We start from the raw sequence: 15,001 nt of genomic DNA, 5'->3' as shown, positions 1-15,001 counted from the left end.
ATACTGTACGTATATACAGTTGATGGGGCCGTTCATGAAAGCAATCATTCCAGAACACGATGACAGCTTTGCCGGGCAAGCCATGCTGCCGCCGCAATCGCTGAAGGCGCAGAAGGGGCGTGGCGCCGTGTCGAACCTGCAAGGGCGCTACGAGCTGCATGCGCGCACCGGTTTCGATGACGGCTGGAGCGTGGGCGGTCTGGAGGACGCGGCGGGAGAAGAGGGCGCGCCAGCCTGGAAGACGCAAGTCACCGACGAGCAGGCGCGCACCATCCTCACGCGCAATGCCTCGCCCGATTTGCCGTTCAACGTCTCGTTGAATCCCTATCGCGGCTGCGAGCATGGCTGCATCTATTGTTTTGCCCGTCCCACGCACAGCTATCTGGGCCTGTCGCCGGGCCTCGACTTTGAAAGCCGCATCTACGCCAAGGTGAATGCGCCCGAATTGTTGCGGCGCGAACTGGCCAAGCCGTCGTACGTCCCGGAGCCAATTGCGCTGGGCGTCAACACGGACGCGTATCAGCCGTGCGAGCGCGAGCGGCAGCTGACGCGGCGCGTGCTGGAAGTGTTGAGCGAGTGCGACCACCCGGTGGCGCTGATCACGAAATCGTCGCTGATCGAGCGCGACATCGACTTGCTGGCGCCCATGGCGGCCAGGCGCCTGGCCGCCGTGGCCGTCACCGTGACGACCCTCGATCCGGCCATCGCGCGCACCCTGGAACCGCGCGCGGCCGCCCCGGCGCGGCGCTTGCGCACCATCCGCACCCTGACGGACGCGGGCATTCCCGTGGGCGTGAGCATCGCGCCCATCATTCCCTTCGTCACGGAGCCGGAAATCGAGCAGCTGCTCGAAGCCGTGCGCGACGCGGGCGCCATCCACGCCCACTACGTGGTGCTGCGCCTGCCGTGGGAAGTGAGCCCGCTGTTCCAGCAGTGGCTGGAAGCGCACTTCCCGGAACGGGCCCAGCGCGTGATGAACCGGGTACGCGAAATGCGCGGTGGCAAGGATTACGACAGCGCGTTTGGCACCCGCATGCAGGGCGAAGGCGTGTGGGCCGACCTCATCCGCCAGCGTGTCGAGAAGGCCGTGCATCGGCTGGGCTTGCATGGCAAGGGCGGCCGCTTCAAGCAGCTTGACTGTACGCAGTTCCGGCGTCCGCTCGTCGTGCCGCCCTTGGGCAACAAGGCGAAAGCGGGGCATGCGGCACAGCTGGATTTGTTCTAGGGCATTGTGTGACGGGACAGAGCAAGTTCCGATGCGCGCACGGCCGGCGACTGGATGAAGTCGACAAACGCGCGCAAGGGCGCCGGCAAGTGCCGCCGCCCCGAATAGTACAGATATGGCCCGGGAAAGCTTAGCCACCAGTCCTGCAATATCGGCTGCAGCTGACCCGACGCCATGTAGGGCGTGAGCCACTCTTCGAACAGGTAAATGACGCCGTGTCCGGCCACGGCGGCGCTGACGGCCAGGTCCGCCACGGTGGGCGTCACGATCAGGGGGCCGTCCGGTTCCACGGTCAGCGTTTGCCCATCGCGCTCGAATTCCCACGGGTACAGGGCGCCGCTGAGGAATTTGCCGCGCAGGCAGGCGTGCTGCAGCAAGTCGCGCGGGTGTTCCGGCATGCCGCGCCGCGCCAGGTAGGCGGGGGCGGCGGCGACGGCAAAGCGCTGCGTGCGCGGGCCGATGGGCAGGGCGATCATGTCCTGCTCCAGCTTTTCGCCGTAGCGGATACCGGCGTCGCAGCCGCTGGCGACGACGTCGACAAAGTTGTTGTCGACGACGATGTCGAGCAGGATGTCCGGGTAGCTTGCCAGGAACTGGTTGACCAGCGGCTGCAGGAAGAAGCGCGCCGCGCTGACGGGCACATTGAGGCGCAAGGTGCCGCGCGGGCTGTCGCGCAAGGTATTGAGCACGTCGAGCGCGCTGGCCACGTCGCTCAGGGCGGGCCGCAAACGGCCCAGCAGCAGTTCGCCCGCTTCCGTTGGCGTGACGCTGCGGGTGGTACGCAGCAGCAGCCGGATGCCGAGGCGGTTTTCCAGGCGCCGCACGGCTTCGCTCAGTGCCGAGGCCGATTGCCCGCTGGCACGCGCCGCCTGGCGGAAACCCCGGTGCTGGGCGACGAGGGCGAAGGTCGACAGGTCGGCCATGGAAGTCAGATCGGTGCTCATCGTCGCAGTTCCTTATTGTGCGAAATTTCGTACAGCCTGTGCGGTATTGCCCCGATTATCACACGGCACCTTCGCCGCTATGATGCCTGCATGCCATCCGCTGCCATTCAGTTCGCATGAATGCGGCGCTTCGTTGGCCCGCCCATCACCGACCCTGGAGTTGCCATGCCTGCCTATTTCCCTGCCCAAGATCAGTTCACGCCCGCCCGCTGCGGCATTGCCTTCCACCGTATGGGCTATGGCGCGATGCAGCTGGCCGGCCCGCACGTGTGGGGGCCGCCGAAGGAGCGCGCCGCTGCCGTGGCCGTTCTGCGCGAGGCCATCGAGCTGGGCGTCAACCATATCGACACCTCGGATTTTTATGGGCCGCACGTCACCAACCAGATCATCCGCGAAGCGCTGCACCCCTACCGCGATGGCTTGACCATCGTCACGAAGATCGGCTTCGTGCGCGGCGCGGACCAGTCCTGGCTGCCGGCCGCGTCGGCGCAGCAATTGCGCGACGCCGTGCACGACAACCTGCGCAATTTGGGGCTGGAGGCGCTCGATGTCGTCAACCTGCGCGCGCCGGGCGTGGCCGGACCGGATGGCTCGTCGCTGGCCGAACCGCTGGCCGCCATGCTGCGCCTGCAGGAGGAAGGCTTGATCCGCCATATCGGCTTGAGCAATGTCGATGCGGCCCAGGTGGCCGAAGCGCAGGCCATGGCGCGGATCGTCTGCGTGCAGAATCACTACAACCTGGCGCACCGCGGCGATGACGCGCTGATCGATAACCTGGCCGCGCAAGGCATCGCCTACGTGCCGTTCTTCCCGCTGGGCGGATTTTCGCCTTTGCAGTCGGACGGGCTGACGCAGGTGGCCGCCGCCTTGCAGGCCACGCCGCTGCAGGTGGCGCTGGCCTGGCTGCTGCAGCGCGCGCCGAATATCCTGGTCATTCCCGGCACCTCGTCGGTGGCGCATCTGCGCGAGAACGTGGCGGCCGGCGCGCTGCGGCTCGATGCGGCGGCGCTGGCCGCCCTTGATGCCATCGGCGGACAGCCGCAGGGTTAAATCAGGACGGGTAGCGCAAGGTGTCGAGCACCAGCTGGACGGCGGGCGACGATTGCCGGCGGCTGGGGTAGTACGGATGGTAGCCGGAGATGGCGGGGCGCCAGTCGTCGGGCACCGTCAGCCGCTGGCCATCGGCCATGCGGCGCTCGATGGCGTCTTGCGGCACATGCGCCAGGCCGTGCCCTTCCAGGGCCGCCGTGAGCATTTGCGGCGTCGTGTTGACGACCAGCTGCCCGCGCATCTGGATCTGCTGCTCCTGGCCCTTCCTGGCAAATTCCCATGCAGACAAGGCCGCCGTGGGTGGGCAGGCGCAGGTTGACGCTATTGTGCGCCAGCGGGCCGACCGGCGCGAGCGGCGGCGGGTGCCGGGCGAAATAGGCGGGGCTGCCCACGACCACCATGCGCAGGCCGGGCGCGATGCGCACGGCGATCATGTCTTTCGCCACGCGCTCGCCGGTGCGCCCGCCCGCGGCATCGCGCTGCGCGACGATATCGATCACGCGGTAGCCGATGCTGGCTTGCTCAGGTCGAGCTTTCCATGTCAAGGCCGCTCATGCGGGCGGCTCCTGATCCAGACCTTGCTGCCGCTCTTTCAGTTGCGCCAGATGCTGCTCGATGGCGAAGACGTGCGCATCGCTCTTGCCCAGTTCGCGCAAGGCGCTGGCCAGGTGCAGCAGGTAGTCGCTGTTCGGGCCACTGGGGCCTTGTGACCGGGCGATCTGGCGCGCGATGTCGAGTTCGGACGCGGCGCCCAGGTAGGCGGCATTTTCTTCGTTGGCGATGTACACCAGGCCTTCGACCTTGCTGCCGTCGTCGAACGTGATGTCGGTGGCCAGGCGCAGATAGCCGTTCTTTTCGCGGTGGTCGAGGTGGGCGAAGACTTCGGGCGTGATCAGGTAGGCCATGCCGTCGCACACGGCGCCCGCCTGCGGCACGAGGGTGACGACCCGGCCCGGCGCCATGGGTGTGCCCCGGTGGTCGTGCGAGCCTTGCCAGAAGCGCCGCGTCCAGCCTGCGATGCTGGCGGGCCGGCGCTCGATATACGGGAAATCCGCCTTGTAGATCAGCGAGCCGTAGCCGAACAGCCAGACCTGTTCGTGGCCGTCGAATTTGTTCATGCGCTGGTTGATGGCGATGGTGGCGGCGTCGATGGAGGACAGGTCAGGCTGGGTCATGGCGTAAGCGGTGTGAGGGCGATGATGGATTATAAAGGGCTACCAGCTGCTCCGCCCGCAGGCAGGGCGTCACGCGCGGCGCCCACATTCCACTCGTGCGTCTCGACGAACTGGAACAGGAAGGCCATGAAGCTTTCGGCGGCCGGCGACAGCGAGCGTCCCGTCTTCGTGTAGACGAAAAAGCGCCGCGTCAGCTCCGGCTCGTGCAGGGTGCGCATCTGCAGTTGATACAGCTTGACCATCGGTTCCGCGTACGGCAGGCAGGCCGTGATGCCCAGGTTGGCGCTGACCATGGCCAGCGCCGTCGTCATGAATGTCACTTCATTGTAGGGATTGAGCGACAGGTCGCGGAAGCTGCCGTGCATGTCGCGCAGCAGGCGCTCCGTGAACTGGCCCTGCAGCGAGATGAACGGATAGCCGGCCACGTCGGCCCAGGTGACGCGCTCTTTCTGCTGCAGCGGGTGCTGCTCGGGGAAGACCAGCACGAAGGGCATCTCGAACAGCACTTGCGCGGCGATTTCCGCCGTCGGGTCGCGTTCGGGGCCGATGCCGAAATCGACTTCGCCGCTGAAGACGCGCGCCGACACGTTTTCCACGGGACAATCGACCAGGCGCAGCTGCACGTCCGGGTGCGCCTGGCGGTAGGCGGCGATTACTTCCGGCAGCAGGGTGCAGGCCATCATCTGCGGCGCGGCGATGCGCACCATGCCCGTCTTCAGGGCCTTGCGCTGGGCGATGCCGGCCATGGCGCCATCGAGGTCCTCGATCATCTTCTCGAACAGCGGATACAGTTCGCGGCCGATTTCCGACAGCTGCGTCTTGCGCGTGCTGCGCTCGACCACGCGCACGCCCAGCACGCTTTCCAGTTCCTTGATCAAGCCGCTCAGCGCGGACTGCGTCACGTGCAGGTATTCGGCGGCCAGGGTGAAACTGCCGGTCTTGGCCAGCGCCACGAAGGCGCGCATTTGTCGCAAACTTGGACTCATAAGATAATCCGATAAATCGATGGATAAAAATTGTTTGTATGATAGCTGCAACTGGATTCTAATGGTGAAAAGCTGAAAACATCGCGCCCAGGGCGCCATCCATCGGAGACAAGCACCATGAAGATCAAGCAAATCCACCACGTCGCCTACCGCTGCATCGACGCGAAGAAAACCGTCGAGTGGTACGTCAAGCATTTGAACATGAATTTCGTCCTCGCCATCGCCGAAGACCTGGTGCCGTCGACCAAGGCGCCGGACCCGTACATGCACGTCTTTCTCGACGCGGGCCACGGCAATGTGCTGGCCTTTTTCGAGCTGCCGACGCAGCCGCCGATGGACCGCGACCGCAATACCCCCGCCTGGGTGCAGCACCTGGCGCTGGAAGTGGGCAGCATGGAAGAACTGCTGGCCGCCAAGGAGCGCCTGGTGGCCGCTGGCGTGGAAGTGCTGGGTCCCGTGAACCATGCCATCTTCCAGTCGATCTATTTCTTCGATCCGAACGGCCACCGCCTGGAACTGGCGGCGAACGTGGGCACGCCCGAGATGATGGCCAAGCTGGACGCCGTCAAATGGGAAATGCTGGAAGAATGGTCGCAGACGCGCCGCGCGCCCAAGCACGCCGCCTGGATGCACGCGCCGGCCGAGGCCTGAACGCAGCAGATTCAGTACGGCAGACCGACTCTCCCTGAAAATACACCGAACAAGGAATACCATGAAACTCGCAACCCTGAAAAACGGCAGCCGCGACGGCGCCCTGATCCTCGTCAGCCGCGACCTGCGCCAGTATCAGCGCGTGGCCGCCATCGCCCCCACCCTGCAGGCGGCGCTTGACGACTGGAACGCCGTCGCGCCAAAACTGGAACAGGCCTACGCGGCCCTGAACGGGGGCCAGGCGCCCGATGCGCAGCCGTTTGATGCAAAGCTGTGCCACTCGCCGCTGCCGCGCGCCTACCAGTGGGCCGACGGTTCGGCCTACATCAACCACGTGGAACTGGTGCGCAAGGCGCGCAACGCGGAAGTGCCGGCCTCGTTCTACACGGACCCGCTGATGTACCAGGGCGGCTCGGACAGTTTCATCGGCCCGCGCGACCCCATCTTCGCGCTGTCGGAAGAGTGGGGCATCGACCTGGAGGCGGAAGTGGCCGTCATCACGGGCGACGTCGCTATGGGCGCCAGCGTGGAAGACGCGGCGGCATCCATCCGCCTGGTCATGCTCGTCAACGACGTCTCCCTGCGCAACCTGATCCCTGGCGAACTGGCGAAAGGCTTCGGCTTCTTCCAGTCAAAAGCGGCCAGCGCGTTTTCGCCCGTCGCCGTCACGCCCGATGAACTGGGTGCCGACTGGGCGGACAGCAAGCTGCACCTGCCGCTGCTGGTCAACCTGAACGACCAGCCGTTCGGCAAGCCGAACGCGGGCGAAGACATGACCTTCAACTTCGCCCAGCTGGTCGCCCATGCGGCAAAGACGCGCGAACTGGGCGCCGGCAGCATCATCGGTTCCGGCACCGTGTCGAACAAGCAGGGCAACCTGTTCGGTTCCAGCATCGGCAACGGCGGCGTGGGCTACTGCTGCCTGGCCGAAGTGCGCATGTATGAAACCATCGAACACGGCGCGCCGAAAACGGCTTACCTGAAGTTCGGCGATACGGTGCGCATCGAGATGCGCGACGCGGCCGGCGCCAGCATCTTCGGCAGCATCGAGCAGACGGTGGCCCCGTACGCTGGCGCCACGCGCGCCTGAGGAGGCAGCCCATGAAGCTGTACACGTATTTCCGCAGTTCGGCCGCCTACCGCGTGCGCATTGCCCTCAATCTGAAGGGCATCGCCTACGACAGCGTTCCCGTGCATCTGCTGCAGGATGGCGGCCAGCAGCTGCTGCCGGCCTATCGCGCCGTCAATCCGTCGGCGCTGGTGCCGGCGCTCGATGACGATGGCGCCATCCTGACGCAGTCGCTGGCCATGCTCGAATATCTGGACGAGACGCGGCCAGCCATGCCGCTGCTGCCGGCCGATGCGCTGGGGCGGGCCAAGGTGCGCGCGCTGGCGCTGGCCATCGCATGCGACGCGCATCCGCTGACGAATCTGCGCGTCCTGAAGTACCTGAAAGGGACGCTGGGCGTATCGGAAGAGGTCAAGCAGGAGTGGTACCGCCACTGGATGGCCGAGGGACTGGCGGCCGTGGAAGCGCTGCTGGCGCAGGGCGACCCGTCAGGCACGGCCCTGTTCTGCCATGGCGATGGCCCCACCATGGCCGACTGCTGCCTGGTGCCGCAGGTGTTCAATGCGCTGCGCTTCGCCATCGACCTGGCGCCGTATCCGCGCGTGGCGCGCATCCATGCGCATTGCGCCAGCCTGCCCGCGTTTGCCGCCGCCCATCCGTCGCGGCAGCCTGACGCCGAATCGGCTTGATCCGCGCCCGGCAGTGAACAGCCCCGGCCAGCATGCAGGCCGGGGCTTTTTTATGGGAAACGGATACGCGGTGGTGTGTTTTCGTCAATGCCAGCTTGCCGGTGCGCTACAATTTGCGTTTGTCCAAATATTTTACTGACGCGCCATGACCGCTACCACCATTCCTGCCAGCATCACCGATGCCCTGTCCCTGGCGCATGCTTCCTGGCGGCCCATTCTGCTGCGCGGCTTGCAGGCCGTGATGGCGGCCGATCCCGCCTATCTGCCGGGGCTGGCCGCCGATGACTACCTGCCCACGCAGGGCCGCCTGTTCGCCGCCTTTGCCCTGCCGCTGGCGCAGGTGCGCCATGTGCTGGTGGGCGAGGGGCCATATCCGCGCGCCGACAGCGCCACGGGCGTGTGCTTCATGGATGGCGCCGTGGGCAGCCTGTGGTCGGCGACCGGGCTGTCGAAGCCCGTCAACCGCGCCACCTCCTTGCGCAACTTCATGAAGATGCTGCTGGTGGCCGATGGCCAGTTGCAGGCTGGCGACACCTCCGGCGCGGCCATGGCGCCCGTGGCGGCAGCCGCGCAGCTGCCGGACAGCGGCGTCATCCAGACCCTGCCCGAGCTGCAGCGCAAGATGACGCAGCAGGGTTTTTTGCTGCTGAACGCGGCGCTCGTGTTCCGCGCCCACGTGCCGCCCGTGCAGGACGCGCGCGGCTGGCTGCCCTTCCTGCAGGTGGTGCTGGAAGCGCTGGCGCAGCCGGGCGGGTCGGCCATGCCGCAATTGGTGCTGTGGGGCAAGATCGCCGAGCTGATCAAGCGCTTGCCGGTGGCCGCATCCTTGCCGCAGGTAACGGCGGAACATCCGTATAATCTGTCCTTTATCGGCAATCGTGACATGCAGGCCTTGTTCGGCCCGATGCAACTATTGCGTGCTTGAGATTGAATTGGCGCCTGTCTGGCGGAAGTGCGGGGAATATGCAAATCAGTAACGTGGAAGAATTGAAGGCATGGATAGCGGCGGGCGGCGTGCCCGACTATCTGTATTTCTGGGGCCACACGCCGGCGCAGCCGCAGGTGGCCGACAAAAGCTGCTTCAGCCAGTGGTTTCCGTCGCCGTTCAGCCTGGCCGGCGTGATGTACGCCACGGCCGAGCACTACATGATGGCGCAGAAGGCGGCATTATTCGGCGATACCTCCGTGCAGGCGCGCATCGTGGCGGCCGAGCGGCCGTCGGAAGTGAAGAAGCTGGGGCGCGAAGTGGCGAACTTCGATGCCAGGGTGTGGGAAGCGGCGCGCGCCGGCATCGTCTTCGATGGCAACTTTGCCAAGTTCTCGCAAAAGGCGGCGCTGCGCAAGTTCCTGCTGGGCACGGGCGAACGCATCATCGTCGAAGCCAGTCCCGTCGACCGCATCTGGGGCGTGGGCCTGGCGTCGGACAATCCGCGCATCGGCGATCCGTCGCGCTGGGACGGCTTGAACCTGCTGGGTTTTGAATTGATGAAAGTGCGTGCTGCCCTGAGGGGCTGAAAATAGGCCTGACAGCGGGGCTGGGCCCGCCCGCGATTTCCCGACTGTTGTTTTCCTGAAGCCGCCGCGCCTGGCGCGGCCGGCCATGCCCCTGTCAGCCCTGTGGTCATCGAGGGGCGCTCTGACAAACCCCGCCGAATTTGTTATACTTGACTAAATCATTCAACTACTCGGGGTTTGAGGAGTTGAAAAGCCGCAATATTTTAAACCAGTTATTGAACAGTTGACCGAGGATGTATGCGTCTGACTACAAAAGGCCGTTTTGCCGTGACAGCGATGATCGATCTTGCCCTGCGCCAGGGCAAGGGACCGGTCACCTTGTCCGGCATCAGCCAGCGCCAGTCGATTTCCCTGTCCTACCTGGAACAGCTGTTCGGCAAGCTGCGCCGGCATGAGATCGTCGAATCGATCCGCGGCCCCGGCGGCGGCTACAGCCTGGCGCGCCGCGCCGACAAGGTGACGGTGGCCGACATCATCATCGCCGTCGACGAGCCGCTGGACGCCACGCAGTGCGGCGGCAAGGAACATTGCCACGGCGCCGACGCGGCCACGGGCGCGCGCTGCATGACGCATGAATTGTGGTCCACACTCAATGAAAAAATGGTCGATTATCTGGATTCTGTGTCCTTGCAGGACCTGGTCGACCAGCAGAGACAAAAGAATGCCGAACAAAGCGTGATGGTGATGCACCGTAACCACGCCGCCCTCGGTTGATAATGACAAAAATACCAGTTGCTGATTGCAGGAGTTATTGATGAACGCCCCAGAAAAAAACGTAGGCCAAGTGCACTTTGAAACCGCACCGCATTTCCCGATCTACATGGATTACTCGGCCACCACGCCGATCGATCCACGCGTCGCCGACAAGATGATTCCTTACCTGCGCGAGCAGTTCGGCAATCCGGCATCGCGCAGCCACATGTATGGCTGGACGGCGGAAAAAGCCGTGGAAGAGGCGCGTGGCCACGTGGCGGCCCTGGTGAACGCGGATCCGCGCGAAATCATCTGGACCTCCGGCGCGACGGAAAGCAACAACCTGGCCATCAAGGGCGCGGCACAGTTCTACAAGACCAAGGGCAAGCACATCATCACCGTCAAGACCGAGCACAAGTCGGTGCTCGACACGGTGCGCGAGCTGGAACGCATCGGCTTTGAAGCGACCTATCTGGAACCGCAGGACAACGGCCTGATCACCGTCGAGCAGCTGGCCGCGGCCGTGCGCCCGGATACCATTCTCGTGTCGGTCATGCTGGTGAATAACGAAATCGGCGTGATCCAGCCGATCGACGAGATCGGCGTGTTCTGCCGCTCGAAAGGCATCATCTTCCATTGCGACGCCGCGCAAGCGACGGGCAAGGTCGTCATCGACCTGCAAAAGACCAAGGTCGACCTGATGACCTTCACGGCACATAAAACCTACGGCCCGAAAGGCGTGGGCGCCCTGTACGTCTGCCGCAAGCCGCGCGTGCGCCTGGAAGCGCAGATGCACGGTGGCGGCCATGAGCGCGGCCTGCGCTCGGGCACCCTGCCGACGCACCAGATCGTCGGCATGGGCGAAGCGTTCCGCATCGCCAAGGAAGAAATGGACAGCGAAATCGGCCGCATCAAGGCCTTGCGCGACCGCCTGGCCAAGGGCTTGCAAGAGATCGAGGAAGTCTACATCAACGGCGACATGGACCACCGCGTGCCGCATAATCTGAATGTCAGCTTCAACTACGTCGAAGGCGAGTCGCTGATCATGGCGATCAAGGATATCGCCGTGTCGTCCGGTTCGGCCTGCACTTCGGCCAGCCTGGAACCATCGTACGTGCTGCGCGCCCTGGGCCGCAGCGACGAACTGGCGCACAGCTCGATCCGCTTCACCATCGGCCGCTTCTCGACCGAGGAAGACATCGACTTCGCCGTCAACCTGCTGAAATCGAAAGTGCACAAGCTGCGCGACCTGTCGCCGCTGTGGGACATGTTTAAAGATGGCATCGATATCAATTCCATTCAATGGGCAGCCCACTAAAAGTACCTGTTAAACCTGCTGCGCGTCGCGATTTGCGGCCTGCGATGCTCACTGTGCTACAGCACAGTTCCGCTTCTCGGCCACAAATCACTGCCGCTCGCGACGGTTTTCCAGGCACTTTACGCTAATCAGGCCCCATGACGGGGCCGGCAAGAATATTTAAGGAGCATCAAAATGGCTTACTCGGACAAAGTACTCGATCACTACGAAAACCCGCGCAACGTGGGCGCTTTCGACAAGGGTGATGAAACCATCGGCACCGGCATGGTCGGCGCGCCTGCCTGCGGCGACGTGATGAAACTGCAGATCAAGGTCGGCGCCGACGGCCTGATCGAAGATGCGAAATTCAAGACCTACGGCTGCGGCTCGGCCATCGCGTCGAGCTCGCTGGTGACCGAATGGGTCAAGGGCAAGACCCTGGACCAGGCACTGGCCATCAAGAATACGCAGATCGCCGAAGAACTGGCCCTGCCGCCGGTGAAGATCCACTGCTCGATCCTGGCGGAAGACGCCATCAAGGCGGCAGTGCTGGATTACCAGACCCGTCACCCAGCGGCAGCTTAAACGTTGGTAGCCCGCCCCAGCCGCAAGGCCGGGGCAGTTACGGAGAAATACATGATCACACTGACCGAAAAAGCGGCAAAGCACATCAACCGTTATATCGAACGGCGCGGCAAGGGCATGGGACTGCGCTTTGGCGTGCGTACCACGGGCTGCTCGGGCCTGGCTTACAAGCTGGAATATGTCGATGAAGCGGCAGCCGAGGACAGCGTCTTCGAATCGCACGGCGTGAAGGTCTTCGTCGATCCGAAAAGCCTGCCGTACATCGATGGCACGGAACTCGATTTCGCGCGCGAAGGCTTGAATGAAGGCTTCAAGTTCCACAATCCGAACGAAAAGGACGCCTGCGGCTGCGGCGAATCCTTCAGGATCTAAATAGCTGGCAAGACCCCGGTCGGTGCGCTGTACCCATCGATTGCGGTACGGCGACCACCGACAATTATGCAAAACCACTTCGAATTATTCCAGTTGCCGGCGCAGTTCGCGCTCGACATGAGCGCGCTCGACGCGGCCTACCGCGACGTGCAGGGCAAGGTCCATCCTGACCGTTTCATCAATGCCAGCAGCGCTGAAAAGCGCGTCGCCATGCAATGGGCCACGCGCGCCAATGAAGCCTACCAGACCCTGAAAAGCCCGCAAAAGCGCGCGCAATACCTGTGCGAACTCAATGGCGTCGACCTGCAGACGGAATCGAACACGGCCATGCCGGTCAGCTTCCTGATGCAGCAGATGGAATGGCGCGACGAGCTGGGCGACGCCCGCGCGGACAAGGATGCCGACGCGCTCGACGCCCTGGACCGTCAGCTGCGCGCCGAACGCAAGGCCTTGCTGGCCCAGGTGGGCGCGCAGCTCGACGCCGCCGACTATGTCAATGCCGCGCAAAGCGTGCGCGCCCTGATGTTCCTCGACAAATTCGGCGAGGAAGTCCGTTTTGCCTATGAATCGATCGAGGCTTGACGCCCTGATCGCTTGACCGGCGTGCCAAGCGCCAGTCTGGCCCGCGTTTTATAATGCGCACCAGGCATCAGCTGCATCACGCAAAAAATTAATCGAGGCACGAATACAATGGCACTTCTGCAAATTTCCGAACCAGGCATGTCGACTGCGCCGCACCAGCACCGCCTGGCCGTCGGCATCGATCTTGGCACCACCAATTCCCTGGTCGCGACGGTCCGCAACAGCATCCCAGAGGTGCTCAACGACGAAGACGGGCGCTCCCTGCTGCCTTCCGTCGTGCGCTACCTGCCGAACGGCCACGCCAACATCGGCTACAAGGCCCTGGCCGCGCAAACCACCGACCCGAAAAACACCATCGTTTCCGTGAAACGCTTCATGGGCCGCGGCCTGGCCGATATCGCCTACGCGGAAAACCTGCCCTACGATTTCCAGGACACGCCTGGCATGGTGCAGCTCAAAACCGTGGCCGGCGTGAAAAGCCCCGTCGAAGTGTCGGCGCAAATTCTCGCCACCCTGCGCCAGCGCGCGGAAGACTCCCTGGGCGACGACCTGGTCGGCGCCGTGATCACCGTGCCTGCCTACTTCGACGACGCCCAGCGCCAGGCGACGAAAGATGCGGCGCAGCTGGCCGGCATCAACGTGCTGCGCCTCTTGAGCGAGCCGACGGCCGCCGCCATCGCCTACGGCCTCGATAACGCGTCCGAAGGCGTGTACGCCGTGTACGACCTCGGTGGCGGCACCTTTGACATCTCCATCCTGAAACTGAGCAAGGGCGTCTTCGAGGTGCTGTCCACGGGCGGCGACTCGGCCCTGGGCGGTGACGATTTCGACCGCCGCCTGTTCTGCTGGATCAGCGAACACGCCAAGCTGGCGCCCCTGTCCGACGAAGACACGGCGATCCTGCTGGTGAAGGCGCGCGAGATCAAGGAGCTGCTGTCGACCAAGTCCGAAACGACGATCGACGCCGTGCTGAACTCGGGCGAAGAGATCCACCTGCGCATCACGGCCGAGGAATTCGTCAAGATGACGGCGCACCTGGTCGCCAAGACCATGAACGCCATCAAGAAAGCCCTGCGCGACGCGAACGTGGATGCGGACGACGTCGACGGCGTGGTGATGGTGGGCGGCGCCACGCGCATGCCGCACGTGCAGCGCGCCGTCAGCGAGTTCTTCCACACGACGCCGCACGCGAACATCGACCCCGACAAAGTGGTGGCGCTGGGCGCGGCCATCCAGGCGAACTTGCTGGCGGGCAACCGCGCCGCCGGCGACGACTGGCTGCTGCTGGACGTGATCCCCCTCTCCCTGGGCATCGAGACCATGGGCGGCTTGGTGGAAAAGATCATTCCCCGCAATTCGACCATTCCCTGCGCGCGCGCGCAGGAATTCACGACCTTCAAGGATGGCCAGACGGCGCTGGCCGTGCACGTGCTGCAGGGCGAGCGCGAACTGGTGAGCGATTGCCGTTCCCTGGCGCGCTTCGAGTTGCGCGGCATTCCGCCGATGGTGGCGGGCGCCGCGCGCATCCGCATCACGTATCAGGTGGATGCGGACGGCTTGCTGTCCGTCTCGGCGCGCGAGCTGCGCTCGGGCGTGGAAGCGTCGATCAGCGTCAAGCCGGCGTACGGCCTGGCGGACGACGACATCGCCCGCATGCTGCAGGATTCCTACACCTCGGCCGACGTCGACATGGTGGCGCGCGCCCTGCGCGAAGAGCAGGTGGAAGCGGAGCGCATCCTGCTGGCCACGCAGTCGGCGCTGGACGAAGACGGCGCCTTGCTCGACGCGGACGAACGCGTGGCGGTCGACGGCTTGATGCAGAAGGTGCGCGACGCCATCGCGCAGTCGCAGAGCGGCGCCATCGACCACCAGGCCCTGAAGCTGGCGATCGAGGCGCTCGCCGACGGCACCGAGGATTTCGCCTCGCGCCGCATGGACCGCAGCGTGCGCACGGCCTTGACGGGCAAGTCCCTGGATCAGGTCGTGTGAGGACACCTGACCAAACCTGCTGCGCGTCGCGCTTTGCGGCCGGCGATGCTCACCGTACCAGAGTACGGTTGCGCTTCTCGGCCACAAATCACTGCCGCTCGCTACGGTTTTGTCAGGTGTTGTAATAGTGTTGACATGCGCGCCGTGTGCCATTGCTGCGGCAGCGCCCCAAATCATTG

General features: G+C 64.4%; 17 protein-coding genes. 13 read left to right on the top strand and 4 right to left on the bottom strand.

Annotated elements, in window-relative coordinates; genetic code table 11:
• Positions 1–34 precede the first annotated feature (34 nt).
• Positions 35–1,225 (top strand): PA0069 family radical SAM protein, encoded by a 1,191-nt coding sequence (locus ACZ92H_RS00560; RefSeq protein ID WP_465048370.1) that lies wholly within the window; start codon positions 35–37, stop codon positions 1,223–1,225.
• Here ACZ92H_RS00560 and ACZ92H_RS00555 read toward each other — a convergent pair.
• Positions 1,222–2,169, bottom strand: coding sequence for a LysR substrate-binding domain-containing protein (locus ACZ92H_RS00555; protein ID WP_465048371.1), 948 nt, complete (start codon positions 2,167–2,169; stop codon positions 1,222–1,224). The two genes, ACZ92H_RS00560 and ACZ92H_RS00555, sit on opposite strands and share 4 nt — an antisense overlap.
• Before the next feature lie 165 nt (positions 2,170–2,334).
• On the opposite strand from ACZ92H_RS00555, the gene ACZ92H_RS00550 reads away from it, so the two are divergent.
• Positions 2,335–3,219 (top strand): oxidoreductase, encoded by an 885-nt coding sequence (locus ACZ92H_RS00550; protein WP_465048373.1) that lies wholly within the window; start codon positions 2,335–2,337, stop codon positions 3,217–3,219.
• A gap of 1 nt (position 3,220) precedes the next feature.
• On the opposite strand, the gene ACZ92H_RS00545 is transcribed toward ACZ92H_RS00550, so the two are convergent.
• From ACZ92H_RS00545 to ACZ92H_RS00535, 3 genes are all read right to left on the bottom strand, one after another.
• Complete coding sequence (locus ACZ92H_RS00545) at positions 3,221–3,544, bottom strand: LysR substrate-binding domain-containing protein (RefSeq protein WP_465052346.1); 324 nt, start codon at positions 3,542–3,544, stop codon at positions 3,221–3,223.
• 226 nt (positions 3,545–3,770) lie between these two features.
• Positions 3,771–4,370: a gamma-glutamylcyclotransferase gene (locus ACZ92H_RS00540; protein WP_465048467.1), complete on the bottom strand. Its 600-nt coding sequence runs from the start codon at positions 4,368–4,370 to the stop codon at positions 3,771–3,773.
• Between the two features lie 53 nt (positions 4,371–4,423).
• Positions 4,424–5,380: a LysR family transcriptional regulator gene (locus ACZ92H_RS00535; protein WP_131372675.1), complete on the bottom strand. Its 957-nt coding sequence runs from the start codon at positions 5,378–5,380 to the stop codon at positions 4,424–4,426.
• Positions 5,381–5,497: 117 nt separating this feature from the next.
• Between ACZ92H_RS00535 and ACZ92H_RS00530 the strand changes: the two genes are divergently transcribed.
• From ACZ92H_RS00530 to hscA, 11 genes are all read left to right on the top strand, one after another.
• Positions 5,498–6,031 (top strand): VOC family protein, encoded by a 534-nt coding sequence (locus tag ACZ92H_RS00530; protein WP_465048374.1) that lies wholly within the window; start codon positions 5,498–5,500, stop codon positions 6,029–6,031.
• A 61-nt stretch (positions 6,032–6,092) separates the two neighbouring features.
• A complete protein-coding gene (locus ACZ92H_RS00525) occupies positions 6,093–7,121 on the top strand; it encodes a fumarylacetoacetate hydrolase family protein (protein ID WP_131372679.1) in 1,029 nt (342 codons plus the stop codon).
• A gap of 11 nt (positions 7,122–7,132) precedes the next feature.
• The gene (gene maiA / locus ACZ92H_RS00520) at positions 7,133–7,789 is read left to right on the top strand and encodes a maleylacetoacetate isomerase (protein ID WP_465048376.1); all 657 of its coding nucleotides are present in this window, start codon (positions 7,133–7,135) and stop codon (positions 7,787–7,789) included.
• 145 nt (positions 7,790–7,934) lie between these two features.
• Positions 7,935–8,714, top strand: coding sequence for a uracil-DNA glycosylase family protein (locus ACZ92H_RS00515; RefSeq protein WP_465048377.1), 780 nt, complete (start codon positions 7,935–7,937; stop codon positions 8,712–8,714).
• Between the two features lie 38 nt (positions 8,715–8,752).
• Positions 8,753–9,304, top strand: a complete 552-nt coding sequence (locus ACZ92H_RS00510; protein ID WP_465048378.1) for a riboflavin biosynthesis intermediates N-glycosidase — start codon at positions 8,753–8,755, stop codon at positions 9,302–9,304.
• 237 nt (positions 9,305–9,541) lie between these two features.
• A complete protein-coding gene (iscR, locus tag ACZ92H_RS00505; protein WP_065310626.1) occupies positions 9,542–10,018 on the top strand; it encodes a Fe-S cluster assembly transcriptional regulator IscR in 477 nt (158 codons plus the stop codon).
• 40 nt (positions 10,019–10,058) lie between these two features.
• Positions 10,059–11,315 carry an IscS subfamily cysteine desulfurase gene (locus ACZ92H_RS00500; protein ID WP_465048379.1) on the top strand — a complete coding sequence of 419 codons (1,257 nt, stop codon included), beginning with the start codon at positions 10,059–10,061 and terminating at the stop codon, positions 11,313–11,315.
• A 174-nt stretch (positions 11,316–11,489) separates the two neighbouring features.
• Positions 11,490–11,879, top strand: coding sequence for a Fe-S cluster assembly scaffold IscU (gene iscU, locus ACZ92H_RS00495; protein ID WP_034779562.1), 390 nt, complete (start codon positions 11,490–11,492; stop codon positions 11,877–11,879).
• 51 nt (positions 11,880–11,930) lie between these two features.
• Entirely contained in the window at positions 11,931–12,251 is a 321-nt protein-coding gene (iscA, locus tag ACZ92H_RS00490) for an iron-sulfur cluster assembly protein IscA (protein WP_034750079.1), read from the top strand.
• A 66-nt stretch (positions 12,252–12,317) separates the two neighbouring features.
• Positions 12,318–12,833, top strand: a complete 516-nt coding sequence (gene hscB / locus ACZ92H_RS00485; protein WP_131372689.1) for a Fe-S protein assembly co-chaperone HscB — start codon at positions 12,318–12,320, stop codon at positions 12,831–12,833.
• Between the two features lie 108 nt (positions 12,834–12,941).
• A complete protein-coding gene (gene hscA / locus ACZ92H_RS00480; RefSeq protein WP_131372691.1) occupies positions 12,942–14,822 on the top strand; it encodes a Fe-S protein assembly chaperone HscA in 1,881 nt (626 codons plus the stop codon).
• The last annotated feature ends 179 nt before the right edge of the window (positions 14,823–15,001 follow it).

This window comes from Janthinobacterium foliorum, assembly GCF_978021625.1.
This window is presented reverse-complemented; position numbering and strand designations above follow the sequence as displayed.

What these genes read in the sequence shown, in the direction of transcription:
- ACZ92H_RS00560 (WP_465048370.1), top strand. Translation starts at nt 35, where the DNA reads ATGAAAGCAATCATTCCAGAACACGATGACAGCTTTGCCGGGCAAGCC.
- ACZ92H_RS00555 (WP_465048371.1), bottom strand. Translation starts at nt 2,169, where the DNA reads ATGAGCACCGATCTGACTTCCATGGCCGACCTGTCGACCTTCGCCCTC.
- ACZ92H_RS00550 (WP_465048373.1), top strand. Translation starts at nt 2,335, where the DNA reads ATGCCTGCCTATTTCCCTGCCCAAGATCAGTTCACGCCCGCCCGCTGC.
- ACZ92H_RS00535 (WP_131372675.1), bottom strand. Translation starts at nt 5,380, where the DNA reads ATGAGTCCAAGTTTGCGACAAATGCGCGCCTTCGTGGCGCTGGCCAAG.
- ACZ92H_RS00530 (WP_465048374.1), top strand. Translation starts at nt 5,498, where the DNA reads ATGAAGATCAAGCAAATCCACCACGTCGCCTACCGCTGCATCGACGCG.
- ACZ92H_RS00525 (WP_131372679.1), top strand. Translation starts at nt 6,093, where the DNA reads ATGAAACTCGCAACCCTGAAAAACGGCAGCCGCGACGGCGCCCTGATC.
- maiA (WP_465048376.1), top strand. Translation starts at nt 7,133, where the DNA reads ATGAAGCTGTACACGTATTTCCGCAGTTCGGCCGCCTACCGCGTGCGC.
- ACZ92H_RS00515 (WP_465048377.1), top strand. Translation starts at nt 7,935, where the DNA reads ATGACCGCTACCACCATTCCTGCCAGCATCACCGATGCCCTGTCCCTG.
- ACZ92H_RS00510 (WP_465048378.1), top strand. Translation starts at nt 8,753, where the DNA reads ATGCAAATCAGTAACGTGGAAGAATTGAAGGCATGGATAGCGGCGGGC.
- iscR (WP_065310626.1), top strand. Translation starts at nt 9,542, where the DNA reads ATGCGTCTGACTACAAAAGGCCGTTTTGCCGTGACAGCGATGATCGAT.
- ACZ92H_RS00500 (WP_465048379.1), top strand. Translation starts at nt 10,059, where the DNA reads ATGAACGCCCCAGAAAAAAACGTAGGCCAAGTGCACTTTGAAACCGCA.
- iscU (WP_034779562.1), top strand. Translation starts at nt 11,490, where the DNA reads ATGGCTTACTCGGACAAAGTACTCGATCACTACGAAAACCCGCGCAAC.
- iscA (WP_034750079.1), top strand. Translation starts at nt 11,931, where the DNA reads ATGATCACACTGACCGAAAAAGCGGCAAAGCACATCAACCGTTATATC.
- hscB (WP_131372689.1), top strand. Translation starts at nt 12,318, where the DNA reads ATGCAAAACCACTTCGAATTATTCCAGTTGCCGGCGCAGTTCGCGCTC.
- hscA (WP_131372691.1), top strand. Translation starts at nt 12,942, where the DNA reads ATGGCACTTCTGCAAATTTCCGAACCAGGCATGTCGACTGCGCCGCAC.